Annotated in this window: 12 protein-coding genes; 3 read left to right on the forward strand and 9 right to left on the reverse strand. The window is 71.9% G+C overall.

Going from position 1 to position 13,437, the window contains the following annotated elements; translation table 11 throughout:
* Positions 1–279: 279 nt before the first annotated feature.
* On the reverse strand, positions 280–1,881 hold the full coding sequence (locus OG329_RS36590; RefSeq protein ID WP_405800983.1) for an alkaline phosphatase D family protein: 1,602 nt from the start codon (positions 1,879–1,881) through the stop codon (positions 280–282).
* Between the two features lie 219 nt (positions 1,882–2,100).
* Positions 2,101–3,570, reverse strand: a complete 1,470-nt coding sequence (locus OG329_RS36595) for a PLP-dependent aminotransferase family protein (protein ID WP_405800984.1) — start codon at positions 3,568–3,570, stop codon at positions 2,101–2,103.
* A gap of 48 nt (positions 3,571–3,618) precedes the next feature.
* Between OG329_RS36595 and OG329_RS36600 the strand changes: the two genes are divergently transcribed.
* Positions 3,619–4,551: a DMT family transporter gene (locus OG329_RS36600; RefSeq protein WP_405800985.1), complete on the forward strand. Its 933-nt coding sequence runs from the start codon at positions 3,619–3,621 to the stop codon at positions 4,549–4,551.
* A 259-nt stretch (positions 4,552–4,810) separates the two neighbouring features.
* On the forward strand, positions 4,811–5,575 hold the full coding sequence (locus OG329_RS36605; protein ID WP_405800987.1) for a GntR family transcriptional regulator: 765 nt from the start codon (positions 4,811–4,813) through the stop codon (positions 5,573–5,575).
* An 86-nt stretch (positions 5,576–5,661) separates the two neighbouring features.
* Here the strand turns inward: OG329_RS36605 and OG329_RS36610 are convergent, their stop codons facing one another.
* Positions 5,662–6,819 carry an ROK family protein gene (locus OG329_RS36610; RefSeq protein ID WP_405800988.1) on the reverse strand — a complete coding sequence of 386 codons (1,158 nt, stop codon included), beginning with the start codon at positions 6,817–6,819 and terminating at the stop codon, positions 5,662–5,664.
* Positions 6,820–7,004: 185 nt separating this feature from the next.
* Between OG329_RS36610 and OG329_RS36615 the strand changes: the two genes are divergently transcribed.
* Positions 7,005–7,181, forward strand: a complete 177-nt coding sequence (locus OG329_RS36615) for a hypothetical protein (RefSeq protein ID WP_405800990.1) — start codon at positions 7,005–7,007, stop codon at positions 7,179–7,181.
* 21 nt (positions 7,182–7,202) lie between these two features.
* Here OG329_RS36615 and mug read toward each other — a convergent pair whose 3' ends face one another.
* The 6 genes from mug to OG329_RS36645 form a co-directional block, all read right to left on the reverse strand.
* Positions 7,203–7,754, reverse strand: coding sequence for a G/U mismatch-specific DNA glycosylase (gene mug / locus OG329_RS36620; RefSeq protein WP_405802206.1), 552 nt, complete (start codon positions 7,752–7,754; stop codon positions 7,203–7,205).
* A complete protein-coding gene (gene purB / locus OG329_RS36625) occupies positions 7,751–9,193 on the reverse strand; it encodes an adenylosuccinate lyase (protein WP_405800991.1) in 1,443 nt (480 codons plus the stop codon). Before purB ends, mug begins: the two co-directional genes overlap by 4 nt.
* A gap of 67 nt (positions 9,194–9,260) precedes the next feature.
* Positions 9,261–10,058, reverse strand: a complete 798-nt coding sequence (locus OG329_RS36630; protein WP_405800992.1) for an SGNH/GDSL hydrolase family protein — start codon at positions 10,056–10,058, stop codon at positions 9,261–9,263.
* A gap of 46 nt (positions 10,059–10,104) precedes the next feature.
* Positions 10,105–11,127: a hemolysin family protein gene (locus OG329_RS36635; protein ID WP_405800994.1), complete on the reverse strand. Its 1,023-nt coding sequence runs from the start codon at positions 11,125–11,127 to the stop codon at positions 10,105–10,107.
* On the reverse strand, positions 11,124–12,509 hold the full coding sequence (locus OG329_RS36640) for a hemolysin family protein (protein WP_405800996.1): 1,386 nt from the start codon (positions 12,507–12,509) through the stop codon (positions 11,124–11,126). The genes OG329_RS36635 and OG329_RS36640 overlap by 4 nt, the downstream gene beginning before the upstream one ends.
* Before the next feature lie 126 nt (positions 12,510–12,635).
* A complete protein-coding gene (locus OG329_RS36645; protein ID WP_405800998.1) occupies positions 12,636–13,274 on the reverse strand; it encodes a LysE family translocator in 639 nt (212 codons plus the stop codon).
* Positions 13,275–13,437: the final 163 nt, after the last annotated feature.

Consider the following 13,437-nt stretch of genomic DNA (forward strand, 5'->3'; position numbering starts at 1 on the left):
CTATCAACTACTTTTGGCTGATTTATGGCGCGAGACGGCCGCGCCCCGTTCCACCTTGACGACCGGGGCGGGGCCCGCGTCCTCCCGCGAGGCTACCCGCCCCCGTCGCACACGCCCTAAGGGCGTGTCTTGTGGATCTTGCCGGGCTCGCGTGCCCTGGTGCCGCACCTCGCCGCGTTGTCGTCAGTCGCCGATGCTCCGCATCTGCTCCTTCCTCCGCCTTGCGATGCACGGCACCAGACCCCGCTCCCTGATCCGGCCTGACCCACAAGACACGCCCTACTGGCCTACCCGGCCCGGCTTCAGGACCTTGGTGAACAGCACCTTGTTCCCCTCCGCCCGCAGCCGCACCGTCAACTCGCCGCTGCCGCCGTCGATGTCCACCTCGCCGAAGTACTGCGGCGACTCCATCGGCGAGACGTTCGCCCGGTCCGGAGCCTGTACGAAGACACGGTTCGGCCCGAAGGTCGCGTCCAGCGCGTTCGCCTGGAACCCGCCCGCCGCCAGCGGACCCGACACGAACTCCCAGAACGGCGCGAAGTCCTTGAAGGCCGCCTGCTCCGGCTCGTAGTGCTGCGCCGACGTGTAGTGCACGTCCGCCGTCAGCCACACCGTGCCGGTGATCCGCCGGTGCTTGATGTACCGCAGCAGGTCCGCGATCTGGAGCTCCCGCCCCAGCGGCGCGCCCGGGTCGCCCTGCGCGATCGCCTCGATGTTCGCCGTACCGTCCGGCACGACCAGACCGATCGGCATGTCGGCGGCGATGACCTTCCACACCGCGCGCGAGCGCGACAACTCGCGCTTGAGCCAGTCGAGTTGTTCGGCGCCGAGAATGCCCGTCGTGTCGTCGGCCTGCCGGCCGGGGGAGTTGGCGTTGCGGAACGAGCGCATGTCCAGCACGAACACATCGAGCAGCGGCCCGTACCGCACCACCCGGTGCACCCGCCGGTCCTCGCCGCGCGCCTGGAGCGTCGGCACCGGGAAGTACTCGCCGAACGCCTGGCTCGAGCGCGCAGCCAGCACGTCGACGTTCTTCTCCTGGTAACGGACGTCGTCCAGGATCTGCCCCGGATACCAGTTGTTGCGCACCTCGTGGTCGTCCCACTGCACAATCGTCGGCACCTGCGCGTTGAACCGGCGGACGTTGTGGTCGAGCAGGTTGTAGCGGAAGTTGCCCCGGTACTCGTCCAGCGTCTCGGCGACCTTGGACTTCTCCTCCGTAACGAGGTTGCGCCAGATCCGCCCGTCCGGCAGCGTCACGGACGGCACCAGCGGCCCGTCCGCGTAGACGGTGTCACCGCTGCACAGGAAGAAGTCGGGGTCGAGCCGGCGCATGTCGTCGTACGCGCGATAGCCGCCGATGTCCGGGTTGATGCCCCAGCCCTGGCCCGCGATGTCGCCCGACCACAGGAACCGCACGCCCTGCCGGCGCTGCGCCGGGGCCGTACGGAACGTGCCGTACACCGGCTCGCTCGTACGCCGGGGGTCGTCGGGATCGGCCAGCGTCACCCGGTAGTGCACCTGCTCACCGGCGGGCAGCCCGCGCAGCGGCGTCGTCCCGGTGAAGTCGGTGCCGGGGCCGAGGAGCGGGCCGCGCCAGGTGCGCCTACGGCTGAAGGAACTGGTCGCCGATGTCTCCACCAGCATCCGCGCGGGCCGGTCGGAGCGGATCCACACCAATCCGGAGGACGAGGTGACATCGCCCGTCTGGACACCCCAGTCGGCGCTCGGCCGGCCCGAGAGCGCCTGGGCGGGTGCGGCGCCGGCGATCGTCCCGGCCACGGCCGCGCCCGTGGGAAGGGCCAGCGCGGCGGAGGCGGCGAGGGAGCCGCGCAGCACGGTGCGGCGGTCCGTGGCGGGATTCCGGGAACTGTTCGTCATCGATGTGCCTCCTGCGGCGGGTCGGTGCGGGCGCTGGTGCCGATGCGGGTACGGAGTCCGATGCGGGTACGGAGTCCGGTGTGGGTACGGAGTCCGGTGTGGGGCCGGTGTGCCTGGTGCGACGTGCCATACGTAGCGCCCGGCGGCGGCCGGCACACGAACCCCGGATGAACACCCGCCCCCACCACCCGCCTTCGTCACCCGCCCACCACGTGGGCGTCAGCCCCGCCCGACCGCCTGCGCCAGCAGCCGCACCCCGCGCGTGATGTCCGACGGCGACTGGTGCGCGTACCCCATCACCAGCCGCACCCGGCCGTCGTCCGGCCGCGCCGTGCCGTGGTATGCCAGCGCGCGCAGCGCGACACCGGCGCCCGCCGCCCGCCGAAGGAACCGCGACTCGGGACCGTAACGCTCCGGCAGAGCCGCGATGACGTGCAGACCCGCCGCGATGCCACTGACCTCGGTGCCGGGGAACTGCTCGGCCAGCGCCGCGATCAGCGTGTCCCTGCGCCGCCGGTACGCCAGCTTGCAGCGGCGCAAGTGGCGGTCGTAACCGCCCTGTTCGACGAAGTCCGCGAGCAGCGCCTGCTCCAGCACGGGATTCCCGAGGTCCATGGTGCGCTTGCGCTCGACCAGTTCCTCGGTCAGCTCCTCAGGCGCCAGCAGCCAGCCGATCCGCAGCCCCGGCGCCATCGACTTGCTGACCGAGCCCATGTACGCGACGCGCTCCGGGTCCAGTCCCTGCAACGCGCCGACCGGGGCCCGGTCGTAACGGAAGTCCCCGTCGTAGTCGTCCTCCAGGACGAAACCGTCCACCGACCGCGCCCAGTCGAGGAGTTCGGTCCTGCGCGCCGCCGAGTAGGCGATACCGGACGGGTACTGATGAGACGGCGTCGCCACCACCGCCCGTACGCCCGCCCGCGCCGCCGTACCCGGCACCAGACCCTCGGAGTCCAGCGGCAGCCGCACCGTACGCAGCCCGGCGGCGCCGAGCACCGCGCTGTTCTCGGGGCTGCCGGGGTCCTCGAGACCCACGGTGCGCACCCCGCGCCGGTGCAGCGCGAAGCCGAGCAGCGTTATCGCCTGCGACACCCCCGAGCAGACCAGCAGCCGCTCCGGATCGGCCACCACCCCGCGCCGCCGGGTGAGCAGCGCCGCCAGCGCCGTACGCAGCTCCGGCAGGCCCCGCGGATCCGGGTAGCCCAGCGCACGGTGCGGCAGCCGCGCCAGCACGGCCCGGTGCGTGGCGCCCCACGCGGCCCGCGGGAACAGCGAGAGGTCCGGCGTACCGGGTACGAAGTCGGCCCGCGCGCCCGGTCGATGGGGCGCCCGGTCACGCGCGGCCGGGGCCGCCGCCCGTACGGCGTCGCCCACCCAGGTGCCGGAGCCCTGGCCGCTGCGCAGATAGCCCTCGGCCGTGAGCTGTTCGTACGCGTCGGTGACCAGGCCGCGCGAGACACCGAGATCGGCGGCGAGTTCACGGCTCGACGGCAGCCGGGTGCCCGCCGCGAGCCGCCCCGAGCGCACCGCCTCACGCAGGGCCGACTGGAGCACACGCCCACGCCGGCGGGCCGGCGCGGAGGCGAGCAGCACGTCCCACGCGTCGGTCCACGCGGTGGGCGCCCCGGCGGCCGTCCCGTTCCCGTCGCAAAGAGAGAGGTTGCCCGAAGTGGTTCCCGATACCTTCATAGAAGTGGACCTTAAACCGGACCACTCTTGATCCGTAACGTCGCCGGTATGACAGCCACCCCACGGGGCACCTCCCTGAGCGGCATGCTCCTCGCCGCCCTCGCCTGCACGCTCGTCGGCGCCTCCTTCACCGCCAACAGCGTCCTCGGCGACTACCCGTACGCCGGCGGCCAGGCCGTGCGCTACGGCATCGCCTGTCTGCTGCTCCTCCCGCTCGTCGCCCGGGGCGCCGCCGCGCCCCTGCGCGCCCTCACCTGCAGGCAGTGGGGCCGGCTGGCCGCCGTCGCCGGTGTCGGCATGGTCGGCTTCAACCTGTCCGTCCTCGCCGCCGAACGCACCGCCGAGCCCGCTGTCCCCGGCGTCCTCGTCGGCTGCGCGCCGGTCGTCGTCGCCGTCCTCTTCCCCCTGCTGAGCCGGCGCCGCCCCGCGCGCCCCGTCGTGTACGGCGCGCTGCTGGTCGCCGTCGGCGCGTTCACCGTCCAGGGCTGGGGCCGTACGGACGGGGCCGGCCTCTTCTGGTCGGTCGCCGCGCTCGTCGGCGAGGTGGGCTTCGCCGTACTCGCCGTACCGGTGCTGCGTCCGCTCGGGCCCAGGCTGCTCTCCGCGACGGTGGCCGGCGTCGCCGCGGTCGAGTCCACGATCGCCGGACTGGTCCTGGACGGCGCCGGGTTCGTCCGTATGCCCACCGGCGAGGAGGCGTTCGCGCTCGGCTGGCAGGCGGCCGTGGTGACGGTGATCGGCTTCATCTGCTGGTACATGGGCATGCAGCGCATCGGCGCGGAACGGGCCACGCTCTTTTCCGGCCTCATCCCGGTGTCGGCGGCGCTCACCGCACCTCTCGTCGGCACCGGCACGTACGGCCCCGCGCAGGCGGCCGGGAGCCTGCTGGTGGGCATCGGAGTGGCGCTCGGCGCCGGGGCGTTCCGGGCACGGGACGAGTCGCGGGGGGTCGCGGAGAAGGAACCGGTACCCACCCCCTGACGTGCCTGTATGTGTCTGTCCCGACACACCAGGTCCCCGCCGCCCCCGCTCCCACCTGCTGATGTTGTTGTTTCACGCCAAACCCGCGAACTCTGCGTGAACGGTCTGTGGCAGAGTGCGATTCCGTCGCGTGGTGCCCACAGGATTGGTCTTGACCAAGACGATCGGCCGTCCTACTCTCGGAGAGTTAGTGCAGGAACCTTTAATAAACAAGTGCATGGAAAAGCCGCCGGGGACACGGCGATTGCGGAGGATCACGGTGGGGACCACGCAGCTCGAAACGGTGCCGGAGCCGAAGTACTGGCACCTCAAGACCGTGCTGGGCGAAGCACTCGACTCCGATTTCGCGGTCGGGGAGGTCCTGCCGAACGAGCGCGACCTCGCCGCCCGCTTCGGCGTCGCGCGCGCCACGCTCCGTCAGGCACTCGAACAGCTCGAACTCGAAGGCCGGTTGCAGCGCCGCCGCGGTGTCGGTACGACCGTCGCGCCGCCCCGTATGGGTGTCGACGTGTCGACCACCCAGCAGGAGTGGCCGGGCGCGGACCCGGACGCCTGGCAGCCCGTCGACTCGGTGCTCGCCACGGCGCCCGCCGCCGTGGCCAAGATGCTCGGTACGGACGTGGCGGACGAGGTCCACACGGTCCGCAGGACGCGTGTGACACACGGCCAGACCGTGGCGGCCGAGCTGCTGTACGTCCCCGCGCAGTCGGTGCCCGAGCTGCCCGCCATAGACATCCCTTCCGGTCCCGCCCGCGCGCGCAGCGTGCTGCGCGAGCTTCAGCGGCTCGGCATGGAGGGCCAGGACCGCGCCGTGGAGCTGGGCTCGGCCCGCGTGGACGACGCCAAGGAGCTGGACCGGCTGCCCGGCGCGCCCGTGCTCGTGGTCACCACCCGCTATCTCGCCGGGGGCCGTACGGCCGCCGTGTCGCTGGCCACCTACCGGGCCGACACCTGCCGGCTCACCTTCGGGGACACCGGTGACGTCGAGATAAGCCACCACACGGACGAGCGCAGGGCCTCCTGACCGCGCAGCCTCACCCCACCCGCGCAGCCTCACCCCACCCGCGCGTCGCCTCACCCCGTCCGCGCCGCGCCGCCGGCCCGTCGCTCTCAGCGGCGGGCCGTCACCGTCCCGTCGACGGCGAACAACTGCTCCTCGACATGGTCCAGCGCCAGCCGCAGCGCGCCCGTGGCCACCGCCGCCTCACCCAGCAGCGACAGCGTCACCCGGGGCGGGCGCAGACAGTAGCGGGACAGCTCGTCGCGCAGCGGGTCGAGTACGCCGTCGAGACCGGCCGCCCAGCCGCCGACGACCACCAGCTCGGGATCGAGCGCCAGGACCAGCGCGGCCACGTCGTGGACCAGCCGCTGGATGAACCGCTCCATCGCCTGCTTCGCCTCGACGTCACCCTGCTTGGCCAGCGCGAACACCCGGGCCACCGCCCGCTCGTCCAGCGGATGCAGCGGCTCGTCGGTGGTCGACAGCAGCTTCTCCGGCGTCACCTCGCGGCCCAGCAGATGCAGCGCGCCGATCTCACCGGCCGCGCCGTGGAAACCGCGGTGCAGCCGGCCGCCGATCAGTGATCCCGCCCCCGGGCTGAGACCGGCCAGGACGAACACGATGTTGTCCGATTCGGTGGCCGCGCCCTTCCAGTGCTCGGCCACGGCGGCCGCGTTGGCGTCGTTCTCCACCAGCACCGGACAGCGGAACGAACGCCGTAGCCGCTCGCCGAGCGCCAGTCCCGTCCACTCGGGCAGCGCCGTACCGAGCCGTACGGTCCCGTCGGCCTCCACGATGCCGGGGCTGCCCACGCCGACGGCCCGCAGCGAACTGCGCGCCACCCCCGTGCGGCGCAGCACGTCGGCGACCACGACCCGCACCCGGTCCAGCCGCTCGTCCGCCGACGCGGTCTGTGTGGCCTCGCGCGAACTGGCGCCGATGATCCGGCCGTCGAGACCCGACAGCAGCGCGGCGACCCGGTGCGAGCCGATCTCGATCCCCAGCAGATGCCCGGCCTCGGCCCGGAACCGGAATCTGCGGGCCGGACGGCCCTGTCTGCGGGCCTCGCCCTCGCCCGGCGCCGCCTCCATGACCAGGCCGATCTCCATCAGCCCTTCGACCACGCCTTCGACGGTCGGCCGCGACAGACCGGTGATCCGGGTCAGGTCGGTGAAGGTGGGGCTGTCGGCGCCCCGCAGGGCGTGCAGCACCACCGCGGAGTTGATCCGCCGCAACAAGGAAGGGTCCCCGCCGGTCAGCCGCCCCACGGTATGTCCTCCCAGCTCGTGCGCGTGTCTGCCGGATGGTACTCGGTGGTCGCCGAGGCGGCTAACAGTCGACGGAACGCCGAACGCCACCGTGCCGGAATGCTCCCGATGACGACGGGAAGCGACCGGTCGCGCGAACACCTGACGGCATACCAATTGTCGGTGCGGGGCGCTTTACCGGAGTCGTGAGCACCGCACGGCACGTCGATTCCGGAGCCGTGGCGCGAGCTGTCGGACGGGGTCGGCCACGCGCGTCTGTGGCGGACCGGGGGCCGCCGGGTCGCGACTCCGGGATCTCCTGGCAGGGCGACGAGCAGCCGTTCCAACTGCTCGTGGCCGTGACGGACATCGACCCGCCGTAGGGTCCCGGCGGGTGGCAGGCCCTAACCCACCCTGTCGGGCATGTCCGCCGCCACCCGCAGCCTGCCGAACTCCTCCGCCATCGTCTGCGCCGTCCAGTGCGCGTTCAGACCGCTCGGGTTGGGCAGCGCCCAGATCCGGGTGGCGCCGATCGTCCGCTCCTGCGGGCCGATCGTCGCGCGCCGGTCGCCGAAGGCCGTGCGGTACGCGGTGATGCCGACGACCGCCAGCAGCCGGGGCCGCAGTCGCTCCACCTTCGCCACCAGGATCCGGCCGCCCTCCCGGAACTCCTCCGCGCTCAGTTCGTCGGCCCGCGCCGTCGCCCGTGCCACGACGTTGGTGATGCCCAGGCCGTACGACGGCAACTCGTCCTGCTCGGACGGCGCGAGCCGGCGCGGGGTGAAGCCCGAGAGCCGCAGCACCGGCCAGAAGCGGTTCCCCGGCCGGGCGAAGTGATGGCCCGTCGCCGCCGACATCAGACCGGGGTTGATCCCGCAGAAGAGAACACCCAGACCGGCCGCGGCCACGTCGGGGATGACGCGGTCGCGGGCGGACTCCAGCTCCTCGGGCCTCAGAGGATCGACCCGGGCGTGTATCCGGCGGCCTCGGGGTGCCGCTTCACGATCTCCTCGATCCGCGCGAGCACGGCGGCCACCTGGTCACCGGCCGCGCCCGTGAACGACAGCTTGTCGGCCATCAACGCGTCCAACTGCCCCCGGTCCAGCGGCATCCGCCCGTCGGCCGCGAGCTTGTCCAGCAGCTCGTTGCGCTCCGCGCCCCGCTCACGCATCGCGAGCGCGGACGCGACGGCGTGCTCCTTGATGACCTCGTGCGCGGCCTCCCGGCCGACCCCCGCCCGTACGGCGGCCATCAGCACCTTCGTCGTCGCCAGGAACGGCAGGTAGCGGTCCAGCTCGCGGGCCACGACCGCCGGGAAAGCCCCGAACTCGTCAAGGACCGTCAGGAAGGTCTCCAGCAGCCCGTCGAACGCGAAGAACGCGTCCGGCAGCGCCACCCGACGCACGACCGAGCACGACACGTCGCCCTCGTTCCACTGGTCACCCGCCAGCTCGCCCGTCATCGACGCGTAGCCGCGCAGGATCACCATCAGACCGTTGACGCGCTCGCAGGAGCGGGTGTTCATCTTGTGCGGCATCGCCGACGAGCCGACCTGGCCGGGCTTGAAGCCCTCGGTGACCAGCTCGTGCCCGGCCATCAGCCGGATCGTCTTCGCCACCGACGAGGGACCGGCCGCCAGTTGCACCAGCGCCGTCACCACGTCGTAGTCCAGCGAACGCGGATACACCTGGCCGACCGAGGTGAAGGCGTGAGCGAAGCCCAGATGCCCCGCGATCCGGGCCTCCAGGTCCGCGAGTTTCGCCGTGTCACCGCCGAGCAGATCGAGCATGTCCTGCGCCGTGCCGACCGGGCCCTTGATCCCGCGCAGCGGATAGCGGGCGAGCAGGTCCTCAAGACGGCCGTACGCGACCAGCAGCTCGTCCGCGGCCGTCGCGAAGCGCTTGCCGAGGGTGGTCGCCTGCGCTGCGACATTGTGCGAGCGGCCCGCCATGACCAGCTCCGCGTACTCCCCGGAGAGCTTCCCCAGCCGCGCCAGCACCGCCACCGTACGGTCGCGCATCAGCTCCAGCGAGAGCCGGACCTGCAACTGCTCGACGTTCTCCGTCAGATCCCGCGACGTCATGCCCTTGTGGACCTGCTCGTGACCGGCGAGCGCGTTGAACTCCTCGATCCGCGCCTTCACGTCGTGGCGGGTGACCTTCTCGCGCTCGGCGATCGACGCCAGATCGACCTGGTCGAGCACCCGCTCGTAGTCGGCGAGCGCGGACTCGGGCACCTCGATGCCGAGATCCCGCTGGGCCCGCAGCACGGCGAGCCACAGTTGCCGCTCCAGCCTCACCTTCTGCTCGGGGGACCAGAGCACGGCCAGCTCCGCGGAGGCGTAGCGGCCGGCGAGGACGTTGGGGATACGGGGCTTCACAGACGCAGCAGTCACGTATCGGGATTCTACGTGGCACTTCCCGCAGGTCCGAGCCGCGCCCACGGGCGCGGGCCGCCGAGGGCTACGGCCGCTCGTACGGCAGTGGCTCGTACGGCAACAGCTCCGGCCGCTTCGGCGCCCTGCCGTCCCCCGACGACCGGCCCGTCAGCCGGCGCCCTATCCACGGCCCCAGGTGCTGTCGCGCGAACCGCGCGTCCCCCGTGCGCCGCGTCAGCCAGCCCACGGGCGGATCGGGCGCCAACTCCGCGCGCCAGTCGTCGGCCGGCTCCATGCCCAGCGCCTGCCACACGGCCTCGGCGACCCTGCGGTGGCCGTCGGTGGTCAGATGCAGCCGGTCCACGTCCCACATGCGCTGTTCGCCGAGGACCCGTGCCCCGTACAGATCGACCACCACGGCGTCGTGCCGCGCGGCCAGTTCGTCGATGAACGCGAACAGCTTCTCCCAGCGCGGCCGGAACCGTTCCATCACCGGACCCCGGCGGGCGGGGCTGCGCATCAGCACCAGCCGCCCGCAGGTCGGTGCCAGGCGCTCGACCGACTCCTCCAACTGCCCCAGGACGCGGCCCGCGTCGTACGTGGGCCGCAGCGTGTCGTTCAGCCCGCCGACCAGCGTCACCACGTCCGCGCGCATCGCGGCGGCGGCGGCCACCTGCTCGTCGAGGATCTGGCCGATGAGCTTGCCGCGTACGGCGAGATTCGCGTAATGGAAACCGGGTGCACGGGCGGCGAGACGGGCGGCGAGCAGATCCGCCCAGCCCCGGTACGAGCCGTCCGGCCTCAGATCCGACATGCCTTCGGTGAACGAGTCCCCGAGGGCGACAAAGCTGGTGTACGCGGCGTTCTTCCCCGTCTTCTCCATGGCTGAGCGATCGTATCGCGCGCCGTACATCCTGCCGGGCCGGGCCTCAGGACCCCTGCGCATGCCTCCCCACCAGTTCACGCAGCACGTCCTCCATGGTCACCAGACCCTCCAGCTTGCCGTCCTCGTCCAGCACGGCGGCCAGATGCGTACGGCTGCGGCGCATCGCCGTCAGCACGTCGTCCATCGGGGTGTCCGCCCGCACCTGCGCGATCGCGCGCATCCCGGAGAGCGGGAACCGCTCGTCGCGCGGCATCGCGTCCAGGGCGTCCTTCACATGGAGATAGCCGAGGATCCGCCGCGACTCGTCCACCACCGGGAAACGGGAGAATCCGGAGTCGGCCGCCAGCGCCTCCAGCTCGACGGGCGTGGTCCCCACCCGCGCCGTCACGACCTGTTCCAGCGGCATGACGACATCGCGAACCGGCCTGCGGCCCAGCTCCAGCGCGTCGTGCAGCCGCTCGGCGGCGCGGTCGTCCAGGAGCCCCGCGTCGCCGGCGTCGGTGACCATCCGGGCGAGTTCGGTGTCGGTGAACGTCGCCGACACCTCGTCCTTGGTCTCCACGCGCAGGAGCCTCAGCAAAACATTGGCGAACGCGTTGACGGTGAAGATCACCGGACGCAGCGCACGGGCCAGTGCCACCAGCGCGGGGCCGAGGATCAGCGCCGTACGCACCGGTTCGGCCAGGGAGATGTTCTTGGGGACCATCTCGCCGAGCAGCATGTGCAGATAGGTCGCCACGGCGAGCGCGATGACGAACGAGGCCGGGTGCACCACGCCGTGGGGCACGCCCACCGCGTCGAAGACCGGCTCCAGCAGATGGGCGATGGCCGGCTCGGCGACGATGCCGAGCACCAGCGTGCACAGCGTGATGCCGAGCTGGGCGGCGGCGAGCATCGCCGACACATGGCGCAGACCCCACAGGACGCTGCGCGCGCGCCGGTCGCCCTCCTCGGCGGCCGGTTCGATCTGGCTGCGGCGCACCGAGATCAGGGCGAACTCGGCTCCGACGAAGAAGGCGTTGACGATCAAGGTGAGCAGTCCGACGAGCAGTTGGATCACGATCATCGTCCCGCCCCCTTGCCCCGCTCCTTGCCCCGGCCGCTGCCGTGGTCTCCGTCGGCTCCCGGGTCCGTGTCGGGCGTCGGGAGCGGCGCGTGCAGCAGTACGCGGGCGGCGCGCCGTCCCGACGCGTCGACCACGTCGACGCGCCAGCCGCCCAGCTCCACGCGGTCGCCCTCGACCGGGATCCGCCCGAGTTCGGTGGCGACGAGACCGGCCAGCGTCTCGTACGGTCCCTCCGGCGCCCGCAGCCCGATGTCCCACAACTGGTCGAAGCGCGTGGCGCCGTCGGCCGACCACAGATCGCGGCCGTCGGCGTCCTCCCCGGCGCGGGCCAGATCGGGTGTCTCGTGCGGGTCGTGCTCGTCGCGGACCTCGCCGACGACCTCCTCGACGATGTCCTCCAGCGTCACGACACCCGCCGTACCGCCGTACTCGTCGATCACGACCGCCATGGTGCGGTTCCCGGAGAGCCGGTCCAGCAGCCGGTCCACGGTCAGCGACTCCGGTACGAGCAGGGGCTCACGCATCACCTCGGACACCCGCGTACGGGCGCGGCGCTCGTCGGGGACCCGCAGCACGTCCTTGATGTGGGCGACACCCACGACGGTGTCGAGGCTGTCGTGATAGACGGGGAAGCGGGAGAGCCCGGTGGCACGCGTGGCGTTGGCGACGTCCTCGGCCGTGGCCCGCACGTCGAGCGCGGTGACCTGCACGCGCGGCGTCATCACGTTCTCCGCCGTCAGCTCCGCGAGATTGAGGGTCCGTACGAACAGCTCGGCGGTGTCCGCCTCCAGCGCGCCCTCCTTGGCGGAGTGCCGGGCGAGCGCGACCAGCTCCCGTGGACTGCGGGCCGACGCCAGCTCCTCGGTGGGCTCCAGGCCCAGCCGCCGCACCAGACGGTTCGCCGTGTTGTTGAGATGGCTGATGAACGGCCGGAAGGCCGCCGTGAACACCCGCTGCGGAGTGGCGACCACCTTGGCGACCGCCAGCGGCGAGGAGATGGCCCAGTTCTTGGGGACCAGCTCGCCGACCACCATCAGGACGACGGTCGACAGGGCCGTACCGATGACCAGCGCCAGCGACGACGCGACGGACGGCGAGAAACCGATCGCCTCGACGGGGCCGCGGATCAGCTTCGCCACCGAGGGCTCGGCGAGCATGCCGACGACCAGATTGGTGACCGTGATGCCCAACTGGGCGCCGGAGAGCTGGAAGGTGAGGCTGCGTACGGCCTTCATGGCGCTCGCCGCACCGCGCTCGTTGTTATCGACCGCCCGTTCGAGGTCGCTCCGCTCGACCGTCGTCAGGGAGAACTCGGCGGCGACGAAGGCCCCACAGGCCAGCGCGAGCAGCACGGCCACCAGGAGCAGGAGCACTTCGGTCATCGCGTCACCTCCGTCCCATGATCGGTGAGGGGAAGGCGGGCTGCGCGATATCCGCCGCTGTCGGTGAGCGTGCGACGGGCGCCGGGGGCGCCGCCACGGAGCACCACGGGGCGAACCCCTGCTCGCCTAGTCCTTGTGGCCCGTCGTGGCGACGGTGACGCCCAGGCCGATCATCGCGAACCCGCCGGCACCGCCGACCATGGCGAGCCGGCGCGGTGAGCGGCCGAACCAGCCCCGCGCGCCGGCCGCCGCCAGCCCCCACACGCTGTCGCACGCCACCGCGATGACGTTGAAGACCAGACCGAGCAGCAGCATCTGGAGCGTGACGTGCCCCTGGGCGGGGTCGACGAACTGGGGGAGTACGGCGGCGAAGAATACGATGGTCTTGGGGTTGGCCACACCGACCGCGAAACCCTCCCACAACGTGCGCAGATCGCTGCGCGCGGGACCGTCGCCGGTGAACGAGGCGTGCAGCGAGCCGCGCTGCCGTATCGCCTTGATGCCGAGATGGATCAGGTACGCGGCGCCCACCAGTTTCAGCGCCGTGAAGGCGACGACGGAGCGTTCGACGACGGCTCCGACACCGAGTGCCACGCCCACGACGAGGACGTAGGCCCCCAGCGTGTTCCCCGCGACCGTGGTCAGCGCGGCGCGCCGCCCCTGTGCCAGGGCCCGCCCCACCACGAACAGCACGCTGGGGCCGGGAATGACGATCAGCAGGAACGACATGGCCGCGAAGGCGAGCAGACGGTCGGTGGTCAGCATGGGGCGGATCGTAGGCGCGGAGCGCTGTTCGGCGCCAGCACTTTCCACGAGCGTGATTGACGTAGAAGTTGAAATTTCGACACCAGCGTCATACGGTGGTGGCGAGAGCGACGCACATGAACCGCGCCGATCCGGCGCGGTCCGGCCCAGGGAGCGTGTTTGC

The sequence above is a fragment of the Streptomyces sp. NBC_01506 genome (genome assembly GCF_045040295.1).
GTDB lineage: Bacteria > Actinomycetota > Actinomycetes > Streptomycetales > Streptomycetaceae > Streptomyces.